Annotated in this window: 15 protein-coding genes; 10 read left to right on the top strand and 5 right to left on the bottom strand. The window is 45.4% G+C overall.

Annotated features, from left to right (window positions below; translation table 11 throughout):
* Positions 1-48: 48 nt before the first annotated feature.
* The 7 genes from hinT to MSG33_RS11975 all read left to right on the top strand — a co-directional run bounded on the left by hinT (position 49) and on the right by MSG33_RS11975 (position 6,267).
* Entirely contained in the window at positions 49-399 is a 351-nt protein-coding gene (hinT, locus tag MSG33_RS12005; RefSeq protein ID WP_005390611.1) for a purine nucleoside phosphoramidase, read from the top strand.
* A 71-nt stretch (positions 400-470) separates the two neighbouring features.
* Complete coding sequence (locus MSG33_RS12000; RefSeq protein ID WP_104974316.1) at positions 471-1,868, top strand: hypothetical protein; 1,398 nt, start codon at positions 471-473, stop codon at positions 1,866-1,868.
* Positions 1,868-2,260: a YcfL family protein gene (locus tag MSG33_RS11995; RefSeq protein ID WP_248381177.1), complete on the top strand. Its 393-nt coding sequence runs from the start codon at positions 1,868-1,870 to the stop codon at positions 2,258-2,260. Before MSG33_RS12000 ends, MSG33_RS11995 begins: the two co-directional genes overlap by 1 nt.
* A 66-nt stretch (positions 2,261-2,326) precedes the next feature.
* Positions 2,327-2,917 carry a penicillin-binding protein activator LpoB gene (gene lpoB / locus MSG33_RS11990; protein ID WP_005378467.1) on the top strand — a complete coding sequence of 197 codons (591 nt, stop codon included), beginning with the start codon at positions 2,327-2,329 and terminating at the stop codon, positions 2,915-2,917.
* 24 nt (positions 2,918-2,941) lie between these two features.
* Entirely contained in the window at positions 2,942-3,823 is an 882-nt protein-coding gene (thiK, locus tag MSG33_RS11985) for a thiamine kinase (protein ID WP_225462306.1), read from the top strand.
* A gap of 75 nt (positions 3,824-3,898) precedes the next feature.
* The gene (gene ycfP, locus MSG33_RS11980) at positions 3,899-4,438 is read left to right on the top strand and encodes an alpha/beta hydrolase YcfP (RefSeq protein WP_012842003.1); all 540 of its coding nucleotides are present in this window, start codon (positions 3,899-3,901) and stop codon (positions 4,436-4,438) included.
* 539 nt (positions 4,439-4,977) lie between these two features.
* A complete protein-coding gene (locus MSG33_RS11975) occupies positions 4,978-6,267 on the top strand; it encodes an NAD(P)/FAD-dependent oxidoreductase (RefSeq protein WP_006742157.1) in 1,290 nt (429 codons plus the stop codon).
* An 81-nt stretch (positions 6,268-6,348) separates the two neighbouring features.
* On the opposite strand, the gene MSG33_RS11970 is transcribed toward MSG33_RS11975, so the two are convergent.
* The 4 genes from MSG33_RS11970 to MSG33_RS11955 form a co-directional block, all read right to left on the bottom strand.
* Complete coding sequence (locus MSG33_RS11970) at positions 6,349-6,897, bottom strand: GNAT family protein (protein WP_005390628.1); 549 nt, start codon at positions 6,895-6,897, stop codon at positions 6,349-6,351.
* 163 nt (positions 6,898-7,060) lie between these two features.
* Positions 7,061-7,831 (bottom strand): peptidoglycan binding protein CsiV, encoded by a 771-nt coding sequence (locus tag MSG33_RS11965; protein WP_006742156.1) that lies wholly within the window; start codon positions 7,829-7,831, stop codon positions 7,061-7,063.
* Positions 7,832-7,838: 7 nt separating this feature from the next.
* A complete protein-coding gene (mfd, locus tag MSG33_RS11960) occupies positions 7,839-11,300 on the bottom strand; it encodes a transcription-repair coupling factor (RefSeq protein ID WP_248381176.1) in 3,462 nt (1,153 codons plus the stop codon).
* A gap of 5 nt (positions 11,301-11,305) precedes the next feature.
* The gene (locus tag MSG33_RS11955; RefSeq protein WP_046874711.1) at positions 11,306-11,875 is read right to left on the bottom strand and encodes a hypothetical protein; all 570 of its coding nucleotides are present in this window, start codon (positions 11,873-11,875) and stop codon (positions 11,306-11,308) included.
* Between the two features lie 249 nt (positions 11,876-12,124).
* Between MSG33_RS11955 and lolC the strand changes: the two genes are divergently transcribed.
* Genes lolC through lolE form a run of 3 tightly spaced genes read left to right on the top strand, consistent with a single transcriptional unit; the run spans position 12,125 to position 15,280 of the window.
* Positions 12,125-13,333 carry a lipoprotein-releasing ABC transporter permease subunit LolC gene (gene lolC, locus MSG33_RS11950; RefSeq protein WP_248381170.1) on the top strand — a complete coding sequence of 403 codons (1,209 nt, stop codon included), beginning with the start codon at positions 12,125-12,127 and terminating at the stop codon, positions 13,331-13,333.
* Positions 13,326-14,033, top strand: coding sequence for a lipoprotein-releasing ABC transporter ATP-binding protein LolD (gene lolD, locus MSG33_RS11945; RefSeq protein WP_005378457.1), 708 nt, complete (start codon positions 13,326-13,328; stop codon positions 14,031-14,033). Before lolC ends, lolD begins: the two co-directional genes overlap by 8 nt.
* A gap of 2 nt (positions 14,034-14,035) precedes the next feature.
* A complete protein-coding gene (gene lolE, locus MSG33_RS11940; RefSeq protein ID WP_048626175.1) occupies positions 14,036-15,280 on the top strand; it encodes a lipoprotein-releasing ABC transporter permease subunit LolE in 1,245 nt (414 codons plus the stop codon).
* Positions 15,281-15,428: 148 nt separating this feature from the next.
* Here lolE and MSG33_RS11935 read toward each other — a convergent pair whose 3' ends face one another.
* Complete coding sequence (locus tag MSG33_RS11935; protein WP_005390643.1) at positions 15,429-15,938, bottom strand: DUF2062 domain-containing protein; 510 nt, start codon at positions 15,936-15,938, stop codon at positions 15,429-15,431.

The raw sequence follows: 15,938 nt of genomic DNA, 5'->3' as shown, positions 1-15,938 counted from the left end.
TGGCGCATACTAATTGGGGTCTAATTACCTTTATAAAATGGAGTCCTCATGGCGGAAGAAACGATCTTTAGTAAAATTATTCGTAAGGAAATCCCTGCCGATATTCTTTATCAAGATGAGTTGGTGACTGCGTTTCGCGATATTAACCCGCGCACACCGAGCCATATTCTCATTATTCCGAATAAATTGATCCCAACAACGAATGATGTTGAAGCTGAAGATGAAGCAATGATGGGGCGTTTGTTCACTGTTGCTAAAAAACTGGCGAAAGAGGAAGGCATTGCGGAAGACGGCTATCGCCTGATCGTTAATTGTAACCCGCACGGTGGCCAAGAGGTTTACCATATTCACATGCACCTATTAGGCGGTCGTCCTCTAGGTCCAATGGTATTGAGCTAAGCTTTAAAAAGTGGGTGGCGCAGTTCACCCACTTCTTTTTCCTGTCGAATGACACATTTGTGGAGATAAATGTGAAACTAGGTGTAAAGCTGTTAGGGCTGATGAGCTGGGCTTTAATGGCCTCTGGCTGCGCGAATTTGTCTGCGGGCAATCTGTTTAGTCACTACAGCAACCAGAATCAAGAAGTTTATCAAGCCGTTGTTGCAGGGGAATATGCGAAAGCGAAACAACTTCAATCGAGCGAAGTGGGTGGCGAGATACTTGGCAACTTTGAAAAGGGCCGTATTTCTTTTCTTGCTGAAGATTACCCGACAAGTTTGAAAGCACTGGAAAATGGTGAGCGTGCCGTTCGTGTTCAGCAAGATCGCGCGACTATTTCTGTGTCAGAGACGGCAACGAGCGTCGGCTCCCTCGCAGTGAACGACAATCTCCAAGATTATCATCCCGCCGATTATGAACTTGGCTTTCTGCACCTTTATCTCGGGCTAAACTATTTACAGAAAAACGATTTGGAAGGGGCGCTTGTTGAAGTGCGTCGAGCCAATCAAGTTCAGGAAGCGGCAAGAAAGGCGCGTGAAAAAGAACTAAAAGCAGCAGAAAAAGACCTGAAAAAGCAAGGCATGTCTGCCAATTTAGGCAGTGTGTTGGCGAGCTACCCTGATGCTGGTAAAAAACTAAGCGCAGTACAAAACGGCTATTTGTTCTATCTTTCTGGCTTGTTATATGAAGCGTCACGAGATTTAAACAGTGCTTATGTTGATTACCGACGAGCACTCGCTGTGATGCCAGACAACAAACAAGTTGTTGAAAGCACGTTGTACGCCGCTAAGAAACTAGGCATGCGTGAAGACTTACGCATGCTAGAGAAACGGTATGGTAAAGCACCTTCTGGGTTAACTCAGTCTCAAGGTCGAGTCATCGTTATTGATGAACAAGGCGTTGTGGAGGCTTTGAAAGGTTGGCGTATTGATCTACCGATTTACGACAGTCGCGATAATGGGGCCATTTATTCGTTGGCGCTTCCTTATTATCCGAATCGGGGTGCGCAACGTTTTAGCGATGTGGTTTTAAATGGTCAGGTATTGCCTTCTAGCACGCTGACTGATGTTAATGCGATGGCACAAAACGATCTTAATGAACGTCTGACTACAATGGTGATCCGTCAAGCTCTTCGCGTTTGGGCAAAAGATCGAATCCGAAAAGAGGCGGCGAAAAAAGGCGATGATGTGGGTAACATACTTTTCAATGTATGGAACACATTGACCGAGCAGCCGGATACGAGAAGTTGGCAAACATTACCAGCGCAAGTGAAAACGGCATCAAAAGTCGTGAAACCGGGAACACAAAGTTTAAACTTGGGTGATCAAACCTATCAGTTTGAAGTGCCTGCACAGCAGACTACATTGGTATGGGTATCTCGTCAGGGAACACACTCAACCGTGTGGCATAAACAGCTAGGGAGACTGTAATGAAAGCATGGCTTATTTGTTTAGCAATGGCTATTGGTTTAGTTGGATGCGCCGAAAACACGGCTGGTATTCGAATTGATGGTCAAACGCAAAAAGTATTTTTTAATGATAACGTTTTGGCTAGTCGCTTATTAGTTGACAACATCACCACCACTTACGTTGATGATCGTCCACGTGGAGTGGTGCAACTAAGCAGTAACTATAAAGGTGACCAGCACATTCTTTACCGCTTCTATTGGTATGACAATAATGGTTTAGAAGTGAATACCAAGCCTGGCCCATGGCGCAAAATGATTGTGCGAGGGTTTGAGCAAGTCACATTATCTGAAGTTACTGTGAATCCAAATGGCACTAAATTCCGTGTTCAAATTAGAGAAGCACAAGACAATTAATCTTAACGGCTTTGCCGAAGCTGCCGCGCTAACGATGCGCTGGTATTGAAAAACTAAGGAACTCTCATGAAAAAAAGTATTATTGCTCTTTTAGGTCTTGCCGTCATTTTGGGTGGCTGTTCTAACAAAGTCTCTTACGGCGATGCGCAAGCAACAGAAACCACGACTATCGATTTTGGCTCAACAGATTTACAAAAAATCGCGGCTGAAATGGTGGATAGCATGATGATGTCGGGTTCTGTAGCAGCAATTACTCGTGATCAACGTCCTATCGTTTTTGTTGAGCGAATTAAGAACAAGACCAGTGAACACATTGACACTGAATCCATTACCGACACTATTTCTACTAAGATGCTGAACTCTGGTAAGTTCCGCTTTGTTGATATGGACCGTGTTGAGTCTGTGCGTGAACAGCTTAACTTCCAAAACACGGATGAGCTGGTTAACCAAAGCACAGCGATCCAATTTGGTAAAATGGTGGGTGCGCAATACATGCTTTACGGTAACCTATCTAGCATCGTCAAAAATGCAGGTAGCGATAAAGATGTATACTACAAGATGACCATGCGCCTAATGGACCTAGAAACAGGTTTGATTGAGTGGGCGGATGAAACGGAAATTCGTAAAGCGCAATCGAAGAGCTTATTCGGTCTTTAATCGATACTGATGGAGAAGTCATCAATGGCATGGTTTTCTTGGCAACAAGCAAAACAGTTAGATCCGAGTCTTAATGCTCTCGATGGCTTCTTTACTGAGCCTCCGGTAAAAGTTCAAACCGTTACCGGGGGGCTAACCAACCGTTGTTGGCGGTTGGAATCCTCTCAAGGCCTTGTATACATCTGGCGACCGACCAGTAATGTTTGCAAGGCTTTTTCAATTTCTCGCCACAATGAATATCAAGTTCTGAATGCTATCTCTTCATTAGAAATTGGCCCCAAGCCAGTGTTTATCCACGAGCAAGGTTTACTGGTGGAATGGATCGAAGGGCAAGCACTTTCGGATGTAGGGCTACCAGTAAGAGATTTATTATCCATTGCGGCGACCATTCATCAGCACCCGATCAGCGCGCTCCCTTTGGTTCCATTTTCTTATATTTCTCGCATCGATCATTATTGGCTTGAGCTTGATGGTCAGTATGCGGATACGGAATTTGAGGCTCTATACATGAAGTGGCGCACGGAACCGAGTGTAGTGCCGGTTCCACTAGCTCTTTGTCACTTTGACCTGGGGTGTTACAACCTCGTTCGAGGAGATAGTGGGGTGAAAGTCATTGATTGGGAGTATGCTGGTATTGCTGACCCTAGGCTTGATTTGACCTTGACTATTCAAGTCGCGGATGCGCCTGTGGAAGAGGCGGTGAAACAGTATTGCCAAATTCGAGGTATCGAAGATGCGTCTCTTTGGTTAAGTGGTGTACAGGCGTGGCAGCCAAGAACCCTAGTGATGGCGATGCTTTGGTATTTACTGGCCTATAAATTGTGGGGAGATGAGCAATACTTAAACAGTGCGTATGAGTTGAAAGGCTCATTGTGTATGGAAGATCACTGTTTTGAGAACTCGTGATATTTTCCCCTTTAACAGTAAGGAAATAGTGGTAGTTTTAATAAAAGTACCAGATACACACAGGGAGAGGTACACATGATTATTTACTTACACGGCTTTGACAGTACAAGCCCGGGTAACCACGAAAAAGTTCTTCAACTGCAATTCATCGACGACGACGTTCGTTTTATCAATTACAGCACCCTTCACCCAAAGCACGACATGCAACACTTGTTAAAAGAGGTGTCTAAAGTTATCGATCAATCGGATGATCCAAACCCGTTAATCTGTGGGGTTGGTTTAGGTGGTTATTGGTCTGAACGAATTGGTTTTCTATGCGGTATCAAGCAAGTGATGTTTAACCCGAACTTGCACCCAGAAAAAACGATGGCTGGTCGAATCGATCGCCCAGAAGAGTACGAAGATATCGCAACAAAATGTGTTGATCAGTTTCGAGCGAAAAATCAGGCGCACTGCTTGGTGATTTTATCCAAAGATGATGAAGTGCATGACAATGCGAAAACTGCAGCTGAGTTAGAAAAATACTATCAAATCATTTGGGACGAAACGCAGTCCCACAAGTTCAAAAAGATCTCTCACCATTTACAAGCGATGAAGGCATTTAAAAATACTTAAGAGTGTTTGAGTGTGAACAGTAAAGCGGCATTTTTTATCGGCTGCTTTGCTGCGACCCCCTCTTGTGAGTATGCCGAGTCACTTTCTCTTTAAAGGCCTCATTTTCTTGGTTTAGCGCTTAGAATATTGTGTTCTCCTTACCGTTTTCTTACTTCCATCCTATGTGGCACGAATACCTTGTTGTAGAGTAGTCGAAAAGTAGTCAATCCGTACTCGTCACACGGATTTTGGTTGCCTTCAAAGTACGTCTCTATATAATGAACCAGACTAAAATAATTTGATAAATATCAAAAAAAATTGAGAGCGAGTAATAAACTTGCCCAAAAATCTCTGGCGTCGTATGCTTACCAGACAAATATGCTGATTCCTAACAAGTTATTGATAGATAAAGAATAAAATTAGGCAGCAGTTTTTAATCCAAATAAATTGAGACACCTCTAAGAACCAAGAATTCATCGGTTGGATGTATGGCACAGCATGCCTGTGAGCCATATGTCGAGCTGAACCCCATATATTCATTTTTGTAGAGGAAAATCATTGTGACACGCATTATCGTTGTAGGCGGCGGTGCTGGTGGTCTTGAGTTGGCAACTAAGCTTGGCCGAACTCTAGGTCGCAAGAACCGTGCGCAAATTACGCTAGTAGATCGTAAAGCGAGCCACTTGTGGAAGCCATTATTACATGAAGTTGCAACTGGCTCTTTGGACGAAGGGGTGGATGCTCTGAGTTATCGAGCTCATGCAAAAAACCACAGCTTCGACTTCCAAATGGGTAGCCTTCAAGACATCGACCGCGAACGTAAAGTGATCATCTTAAGTGAGCTTAAAGATGAGCATGGTGAGCTTCTGATGCCAAGCCGCGAGCTAGAATACGACATTCTGGTCATGGCGATTGGTTCAACATCAAACGACTTCAACACTCCTGGCGTTCGTGAGAACTGTATTTTCCTAGACAGTCCAGAACAAGCGCACCGTTTCCGCACAGAAATGAACAATGAGTTCCTAAAACTGCACGCGAAAAACGGTAACGGTACGGTGGATATCGCGATTGTTGGTGCTGGTGCAACTGGCGTTGAGCTATCTGCAGAACTACACAATGCCGTTAAAGAGCTGCGTACTTACGGCTTTGGCGATCTTGACTCTAGCAAGCTGAACGTCAACCTGATTGAAGCGGGTGAGCGTATTCTACCTGCGCTTCCTCCACGTATTTCGGCTGCTGCTCATCAGGAGCTGGTGAAGTTGGGCGTAAATGTACGCACGGCAACCATGGTGACTAAAGCTGAAAAAGATGGCCTCACCACGAAAGATGGTGAGAAGATCCCGGCACAAATCATGGTTTGGGCTGCGGGTATTAAAGCACCAGATTTTATTAAAGATATCGCTGGTTTAGAAACGAACCGTATCAACCAGCTGGTAGTGAAAAATACACTACAAACGACGCGTGATGATGACATTTTCGTTATTGGTGACTTAGCACAATGTACTCAGGCTGATGGTTCGTTTGTTCCACCACGTGCGCAAGCTGCGCACCAAATGGCAAGCCAAGCATTCAGCAACATCGTTGCGAAGATCAACGGACGCGAGCTGAAAGATTATGTGTATAAAGATCACGGCTCATTAGTGTCTCTAAGCCGTTTCTCTACCGTTGGTAGCTTGATGGGCAACCTAACCAAAGGGTCGATGATGGTAGAAGGCCGTATTGCACGTGTCGTTTATATCTCATTATATCGAATGCACCTGATGGCGTTGCACGGCGTATTTAAAACCGGACTGATGATGCTCGTGGGCCGTATCAACCGAGTACTGCGTCCAAACCTTAAGCTTCACTAAGACGCCAAATTCACATCTACGCGGATTGCGCGGATGCATCTTCGAAATATAAAAAGCCACCGCAAGTCGGTGGCTTTTTGTTTATGTTAGATCTGCCGGTAAAAGTGAGTACACAACGCCATCCTTAGGCTTACCATGAAAAATAAACCGGTTTCTGGCGATGGTTTCTTTTTGTGCACCGACTGACTCAATTAAGGTTTGGCTTGCTTCGTTGTCGGGGTCACAGACAATTTCCAGTCGAGTTAAACTCAGCTTTGCAAAGCAGAATTCAGCCAAGGCTCTAACGGCTTCTTGAGCATAGCCCTGTCGTTGATAGCGGTCAGCAACCCAGTAGCCAATACTTGCCATATTAAACGTGTGATATAACTCGTTTACGGCGGCCATTCCTACTAGCGTGTTACTTTGTCGTTCATAGATACCGAAACCGAAAGCTTCTGTTTTTACCCAGTTAAGTCGGGTTGCCAACAGGAAGTCCTGTGCATCTTTCAACGTAATGTTTTGATTACACCAATCTAGCCACTGGTGTAGGGAAGGGGATTCTGCAAGCAAACGTTGTAGTAAGTGAGCTTCTTCAGAAGGGATGAGCTTGAGCGCTAAGCGGGGCGCAATGATTTCAAAATCTGGACTCATGAACTGATACGACTTCCATGTTGAGTTTAAGTAATTTGAAAACTGTCTACTTCATACTGTAACGCAGTTATTTTCCTTGCCCTGCGTTGGTTAGGAATAACTGAGGACATAACAGATAAAAACAAAGCGCAGCAAATGCTGCGCTTTGTTGAATCACTCGTGCTTATCGAACGCGACGAACTTGAATGATCATGCCCATCAATGGGTTGTCTAGGTAATGAGTCTCACTACTACGCATACGGCGTTTTTGATCCATTCGGTAGCTCTTGAGGAACTTTTCTTCTGTTATTGTAGGGGAGATTTCCGCCAAGTTACCGACTTGAACATTGCCATCGACCTCACCTAAATCATCCGCCAATTGCTCAGTTGAAGTTGGTTCAAAACGCACTTCTCTAACACTTGGCTCGCGCAGGTCTAGTGTCGTTTCAGCGAATAGATAATGCTGCACGTAAATTTGGAATCGACCATCTAGTTCATACAAAGGGCCGCTGACTGTCTCCTCACTGTAACCGTCAGTGGAAAATGTCTGAGTACTGCCATTGATTGGACTACCATCTGCGTGATAAGAATCAGAGAAATCTCGTCCACCAACAATACGGAAAATTGGGGCGCTAGATTTGCCTCGGTCACCTTGACGCCATGCTACGTGTTTAAGCACTTTAAACCCAGCATGGTTGTTTAATGCCGCTTCTTGCGCATTCAGGCGGAAAGATGAGCGTGGCAGTAGTGTTACGCCTTTAGAGCGACGGTATGATTCACTCTCTAAGCTGCCGACATTTTCCATATCGATTTTTGGCAGTTGATTCGGCCAAGATTCAGTGGTGCTTTCAGCGTCGACTGCTCGCTTGAAAATGATCACTTCAATATCAAATTGACGCTGTGCCCAAGAAGGCATTGAGACACATAGAAGCAATAACGGGATCAGTATTCTCATTCGACTATTAGCTCGTTGGTAATAAATTCTGTTTAAAATCATTCAGTAAGTCTTGAACAAACTGAATGCGTTTACGTCGGTCCGCCAATGGTACGCTAAACTTGAACTTAGTTGGACCTTCCATTGCAAATTTTTGCGGCTGTGATTGCAGCAGTTTAACCAAATACGCTGGATTTATGTCAGCATCAGGGTAAAACTCGATAAATCCACCTTTATCATGGGCTTCTATCTTTTTCGCTTTTAGGCTACCAGCCGAAATTTTCAATTCTGAGACAGCAAGTAAGTTCTTCGTCGCGTCTGGAAGCAGTCCAAATCGATCGATAAGTTCCACTTTGAGCTCTGAGAGTTCTTCACCACTCGTAACGCTCGCAATACGTTTGTACATCGACAGTCGTGTATTCACATCCGGGATGTAATCGTCTGGCAAGAGCGCTGGGATTCGCATTTCAACTTCAGTTTGTTCACGAAGCAGTTCGTCCAAAGAAGGTTCTTTACCTTCTTTCAATGCTTGGACTGCTTGTTCCAGCATTTCCATGTACAGTGTAAAACCAACCGATTGAATTTGCCCACTTTGCTCGTCACCAAGCAGCTCACCAGCCCCACGGATTTCCAAGTCGTGAGTTGCTAGAGTAAAGCCTGCGCCTAAGTCTTCCAGTGAAGCAATCGCATCAAGACGCTTGATAGCATCTTTGGTCATGGCTTTTGGGTGTGGCGTTAATAAGTAAGCATAGGCTTGATGATGAGAGCGTCCAACACGGCCACGCAATTGGTGCAGTTGCGCTAAACCAAGGTTGTCTGCACGATCCATAATAATGGTATTCGCCGTTGGTACGTCGATACCGGTCTCGATGATCGTTGTACACACCAACACATTAAAGCGCTGATGGTAGAAATCATTCATGATGCGCTCTAGTTCGCGCTCACGCATTTGACCATGTGCCACGGTAATTCGTGCTTCAGGAATAAGCTTTTGCAAGTCTTCCGCGGTTTTCTCGATAGTCTCTACCTGATTGTGCAGGAAGTAAACCTGACCACCACGCATGATTTCACGCAGTACCGCCTCACGGACCACAGATTCTTCTCTTTGACGAACAAAGGTTTTGATGGCTAAACGACGCGCTGGAGGTGTCGCGATGATCGACAGATCGCGCATGCCACTCATGGCCATATTCAGGGTACGTGGAATTGGTGTTGCGGTGAGGGTAAGAATATCCACATCCGCACGCATTGCTTTGACTTTTTCTTTTTGACGAACCCCGAAGCGGTGTTCCTCGTCAACGATCAACAAACCTAAATCTTTGAATTTAATATCGCTTGAAAGCAGCTTATGCGTACCGACGACAATATCGACTTTACCATCTGCAACGTCTTGCAAAATGACTTTTTGTTCTTTGGCCGATTTAAAACGAGACAGTACTTCAACTCGGATTGGTAAGTTGGCAAAACGGTCACGGAAGTTTTCGAAATGCTGCTGAGCAAGCAGGGTTGTCGGTACGAGTACGGCGACCTGTTTACTGTTATCCGTTGCGACAAATGCTGCGCGCATAGCAACTTCCGTTTTACCAAAGCCCACGTCACCACACACTAGGCGATCCATCGCTTTTGCTTGGCACATGTCTGACAAAACGGCATTGATGGCCATCGCTTGGTCATCCGTTTCTTCAAATGGGAATGTTGCTTTAAACGTTGCGTATTGCCCACGATCTAGCTCAAATTTGAAGCCAGGTTTTAACTCTCGCTTAGCGTAAACATCCAGCAACTCGGCCGCGACATCACGCACTTTTTCTGCCGCTTTACGACGTGCTTTTGCCCAAGCCTCGCCACCCAATTTATGCAGTGGTGCACTTTCTTCAGCACCGCCTGAATAACGGCTAATAAGGTTTAGTGATGAAACTGGTACGTAGAGCTTGGCATCGTTTTGATACTCAAGGGTGACGTATTCCGTTTTCATGCCACCGGCTTCAAGTGTTTGTAAACCGATGTAGCGGCCAATACCGTGATCAATATGAACCACGGGTTGACCGGGTTTCAATTCCGCAAGGTGGCGAATAACGGTGTCACTGTTGACTGCTTTTTTATCTTTGCGGCGTCGCTGGATAACGCGGTCACCAAGTAGATCACTTTCACAGATCAGAGCGAAGTTCAGCTCTTCGTGAATGAATCCATGCTCTGCAGCGCCTAAGATCAAACTGAAGCGATCACCCGAATCTAGAGCTTGGTAAAGTGAGCCATGTACGACTGGGCGAACTTTGATGCCTTGCAACAGTTCCGTTAGTGCTTCACGACGACCTTCTGACTCTACCGAGAAAACAATTTTGCCGCTGAATTGCTCACTGAATTGACGAAGACGCGAAAGCGGTTCTTTATTTTGTTGCTGAACACCAAGCTCGGCTAACGATTGTACTGGTAGGTTTTGACGACCAGCACGCTTAGCCACTTTCTCTAGGCTCAATTGAGCCATAGGGAGCTGTTTTAGTTGGCTGAAGAGTTCGTCTTTTTTCAGCCAAAGTTGTTCAGGAGTCAAAAGAGGACGTAGCGGATCGATTTTTTTCTGGTCGTACCGATATTCGACATCGGTTAAGAAAGTATTGACCGCAGATTCAATATCACCATATGTGATGACTTGAGAGTCTTCTGGCAAATATTCAAATAAAGTCTCGGTATGGTCAAAAAACAGCGGTTGCCAATACTCAATACCCGCGGGCCAAGTGCCTTTGGTCACTTGCATGTAGATCGACTCTGGCTCTCGGCGTGCTTCAAATTGGGTGCGCCAACGTGTACGGAAATCCTCAATCGCTTCTTTAGTGGTTGGGAACTCATGCGCAGGCAGCAATTGGATTTGCTGAATATCGTCGATAGAGCGTTGGTTCTCTGGATCAAACGTGCGAATGGTATCTATCTCATCATCAAAGAAGTCGATGCGATACGGGTCATCGCTGCCCATAGGAAAGAGATCCAGAATCGACCCACGGCTCGCGTATTCACCTGGCCCAAATACTTGGTCTACGTGGCGGTAGCCCGAATTTTCAAGTTGTACACGTAGTTTCTCAAGCGAGAGTTGATCGCCGGTTTTCACCATTAAGGTATGTCGCAATAGAAAATCACGTGGCGACTGTCGCTGCAGCACAGTACTGACCGGCACGATGGTAATGCCATTGCGTTGGCTTGGCAGTTGGTATAGGCGCGCGATACGCTCAGAGATAATTTCTTGATGCGGAGAAAAGTTATCGTAAGGCAGCGTTTCCCAATCAGGGAACAGGCTTACTGTTTGGTCGGTGAATTGCTCAATTTCTGCCTGAAGCTTTAAAGCGATTTGCGGGTCAGGCACGACGAGTAGCGAGTGACTCGAATGCTGCTTGGCTAGCTCAGCAATAGCTAGAGGTAGAGCCGCGCCCGGTAAATTACCTAGCTGTTTTTTGTCGCCACGCTCAGAAGGATTGGTGACGGAAAGAATCGTTGCTTTTGTCATAGGAGTTATTTTTTATCTCGCTCCATCGAGCGCTGACGTAAAAGTTTTTGTTGTTGATATAGTGCCGCCTTTATCAGCAAATCTTGGTCAGATTCACGTAGCATCTTATATCTAAGAGTGATAATGAAATCTTGCTCTGAAGCATCACATTCTTCTACTTGAGCGTAACCGTAAATCGCCGCAGCAGGGTGATCGAGGAACAGTTTAACACGAACGAGTTGTTGAGTAGTTAACGCTGTATCTGAGCGGAAACTGAGTTGACTAGCACCAAACTGCGTCGTTTGATATCGAATGGAGGCGTCATCTTGTTGTGAAAGCATAAAGCTCAACAAGAGGTTAAGTTTCGCGTTTTGCGTATCAAGCAAGTTGATAACATGCTTTAACTCTTTGTTTTTCAGCTCTAGACGCGCGTTGTCTGCCAACATATCTAAGTGACTAAATTCACTGGCGACAATAAATGGTGCTGGAATTTCGGAGACAAATGTTTCTTCATCTGGCAAAGCAAAGTCCGCACTCAACGTTTCGACGTTGATGGTGAGGTTATGATGGACGGTAAAGTATTCTTGCTCTGTCATATAGTCGATCCTTTTGCCAGTGAGCGCTCCCTGTTCACTCAACAAACAAAGAGAAGTAGGGCACTGATTATCGCTAACTGAATGAAGTTATCAAGTTTACCTGATTTGTCCTTGAACTTTTTGCCCTAAATACAGACTTATTGCATGTCGTTGACAAATTTAGCGATTCTCTTGTCTTCTTAATGAGAAGAGTAAGGTAAGATAATCTGCTAAAGCTTTATATCAAAACAACCAGTTGGTTTGTCTTATATGTATCATCCTATCTCATTATTTATTGGTTTGAGATATCTTCGGGGCCGCTCTGGAGATAGGTTCAGCCGATTTGTTTCTTATATGTCGACTGCGGGTATTACGATCGGTGTAATGGCGTTGGTGACGGTTCTTTCTGTGATGAATGGGTTCGAATCGCAGTTAAAAGAGCGCATTTTAGGTGTGCTACCTCATGCCGTTGTTTCGCAACACGATGGAAAAACGCCGTTGACCGAGTCTGCCCCTTCATTTGTTCAAGCGATGTCGCGTGAATCTGAACCGGAGCCTATCGTTCGTGGAGAGGCTGTAATTCAGAGTTCTGCGCAACTGACGGCAGGTTACCTCATTGGCATTGAACCAAAGAAAGGCGATCCGATCAGCAACCATTTGATTGCTGGGCGATTATCGTCACTTCAAGCGGGCGGTTACAACGTCTTTTTAGGTCATAGCTTGGCGCGCTCGCTAAAGGTATCAATGGGGGATAAAGTGCGCTTAATGGTGACCAACGCGACGCAGTTTACCCCACTTGGCCGTATTCCTAGCCAGCGCAATTTTACTGTCGCTGGTATTTTCAATACGGGATCGGACGTTGATGGTCAATTAATGATTGTTAACATGACGGATGCATCTAAGCTGATGCGTTTTCCGAAAGACACGGTTTCTGGTTGGCGTGTCTTTTTCTCTGATCCATTTATGGTGACGGATTTTGCTGATCAACCCATGCCTGACGGGTGGCAATGGAGTGATTGGCGCGAACAGCGTGGTGAGCTTTTCCAAGCGGTGAAAATGGAAAAGAACATGATGGGACTCATGCTAGGTCTGATAGTGGGCGTTGCTGCATTCAATATTATCTCCGCCTTAATCATGGTGGTGATGGAGAAGCAATCAGAAGTCGCAATATTGAAAACTCAAGGCATGACTCAATCTCAAGTGATGACCATTTTCATGGTGCAAGGTGCAAGCAGTGGTGTAATTGGCGCGATTGTTGGTGGTGCTGCGGGCGTGATCTTGTCACTTAACCTGAACGCTATTCTTGAATCTGCTGGTGTGGCGCTATTCAGTTTTGGTGGTCATCTACCCATCTTGATTGATTCACTGCAAATTCTTTTAGTGGTGGTGTTGGCGATTGCTCTTAGCCTTGCTGCTACGCTTTATCCTTCTTATCGAGCATCTTCTGTTAAACCTGCTGAGGCACTTCGCTATGAATAAGCTATTAGAATGTCGTGATATTCGTAAAGTCTACCGAGAGGGTTCGTTAGATACGGAAGTGTTGAAAGGCGTAAGTTTCGATATCGATAAAGGGGAGCTGGTTTCTATTGTTGGCTCTTCTGGTTCTGGGAAAAGTACCTTATTGCATATTTTAGGGGCGTTAGATGACGCAACTCATGGTGAAGTTGATTTTCTAGGGCAAAACCTATCAGCTTTAAGTTCGAATAAACAGGCGGCTTTACGCAACAAGCACCTTGGTTTTGTATACCAGTTTCATCACTTGTTAGCTGATTTTACTGCGCTTGAAAACGTGGCGATGCCACTGATGATTGGCGGTGCTAAAGTAGCGGATGCAAAACAGGCGGCTAAAGCGCTGTTAGATAAAGTTGGTTTGAGTCATCGGATGCAACATAGACCCTCCGAGTTATCGGGCGGTGAGCGTCAGCGTGTTGCGATTGCGCGTGCATTGGTGAATAAACCTGATCTGGTCTTGGCCGATGAACCTACGGGGAACTTAGATCATAATACGGCACTGTCTATCTATGATTTGATGCGCGAGCTCAATAAAGAGTCAAACATTGCATTTTTGGTTGTCACGCATGACAAAGAGCTGGCAGCGAAAATGGATCGTCAAATGCACATGCAAGATGGTTTGCTCGTAGATCGTTTTGTGACTGATACTGCGTCTGCGGAGGGCTAATTTTGTTTTCATCTTTAGCATTGATGATTGGTGGTCGCTTCAGTCGAGCGAAAAAGCGCAACAAGATGGTGTCTTTCATTTCGCTTTCTTCAACGATTGGTATTGCGGTTGGTGTAGCCGTGATCATTATCGGTCTTTCTGCAATGAATGGCTTTGAGCGCGAGCTGCAATCGCGTGTGTTGTCAGTTATTCCACACGGTGAGTTGGAAGGCGTTAATGGTCCGCTTCATAACTACACCAAAACGATGAATCAAGCCCTAAACCATGAAGATGTTGTTGCGGCAGCGCCGTACGTTCGTTTTACGGGGTTAGCAGAAAAAGGCAGTAAGCTAAAAGCGATAGAAGTTCGTGGCGTAGAGCCTACTTTCGAGCAAGCGGTGTCGAGCTTATCGAATTTTATTGACCAAGAAGCTTGGCAAAACTTTTATGCCGGTCAGAAGCAAGTGATCTTAGGCCGAGGTGTTGCAAACGAGCTAAATGTCGCAGTGGGGGATTACATTACGTTGATGATTCCGCAAACAGGCGGCGCAAACAAAGTGCAGGCTCCCAAGCGTGTGCGCGTGAAGGTGTCTGGGTTCTTAACGTTGAATGGCCAAATAGACCATTCTTTAGCGTTAGTGCCATTAGCGGATGCTCAGCAATACGCGAGGTTAGGGGAAGGGGTCACTGGCATTTCACTAAAAACGGATGATGTTCTCAATGCGCCTTCTATTGTTCGTGAGGTAGGTAGCATGGTGGATGTTTACGTGTATTTGAAAAGCTGGCAGCAAAAGTTTGGTTTTTTGTATCGCGATATTCAGCTCGTACGCACCATTATGTACTTGGTGATGGTACTCGTGATTGGTGTGGCATGTTTTAACATTGTGTCTACGCTGATGATGGCAGTGAAAGATCGAGCCGCAGAAATTGCAATTTTGCGAACAATGGGAGCAAAAGATAGCCTAATCAAACGTATCTTTGTTTGGCAAGGCGTGTTCTCTGGTGTATTTGGCAGTCTCGTCGGCAGTGTTATTGGTGTCTTAGTGGCGTTAAACCTGACTCCGTTAATTAAAGGGTTAGAGAGCTTAATCGGTCATCAGTTTTTATCGGGTGATATTTACTTCGTCGACTTCTTACCATCACAGTTACACTGGCCAGACGTAGCATTGGTGTCGGTGACGGCGATCGTTTTGAGTTTGCTTGCAACGTGGTATCCCGCTTCTCGCGCCGCGAAGTTAAATCCGGCAGCGGTGCTGAGTTCTAAATAACCAACCGTTTTACAATACGAGAAAAGCAAAAAGGACCGAATTCGGTCCTTTTTTGTATTTATCCAACTTGAGCGACATCGTGTTTCATTCTAACTGTTAGGTGCCCCTCAACTGATAGCGCAAATGCTGATTTTTATGCAGTAACGTCTTATCTTATTTTGCGTTTTTGCCAGCTCCGAACCACTGAGTAGCGCCAAAGTCCTCTAATGCCGAAGTAGCCAATAATCGCGGATACGACACCACAGATAGCACAGCCTAATAAGAATGGAGGGCCAATAGTGCTCATCTGTTGCATGATGAATTCCCACGAAAGTTCAAAGTGGAAAGGTTGCGGAGGAACATGCATCACTAAAGCGCCAAGCTTATACGCAAAATAAAACAACACAGGCATGGTGATAGGGTTGCTTATCCATACCAAAGCGACGGAGAGAGGTAAATTGACGCCAAGCATGATTGCCAAACCTGCAGCCATGATCATTTGGCTTGGTAGCGGAACAAATGCCATAAATAGCCCGACAGCAAAAGCCCCGGACGCAGAGCGACGATTTAAACACCACAAGTTCGGGTTGTACAACACATTGCCGAAGACCTTCAATGCTTTTTGGCGTTTGATCAATTCATGATCTGGCATGAAGCGTTTTATCAGCTTTCTAGGCAT

The sequence above is a fragment of the Vibrio sp. 1CM7H genome, from assembly GCF_023161645.1.
GTDB lineage: Bacteria > Pseudomonadota > Gammaproteobacteria > Enterobacterales > Vibrionaceae > Vibrio > Vibrio diabolicus.
Note: the sequence above shows the minus strand (reverse complement) of the source record. Positions and strands in the feature narration are given on the sequence as shown.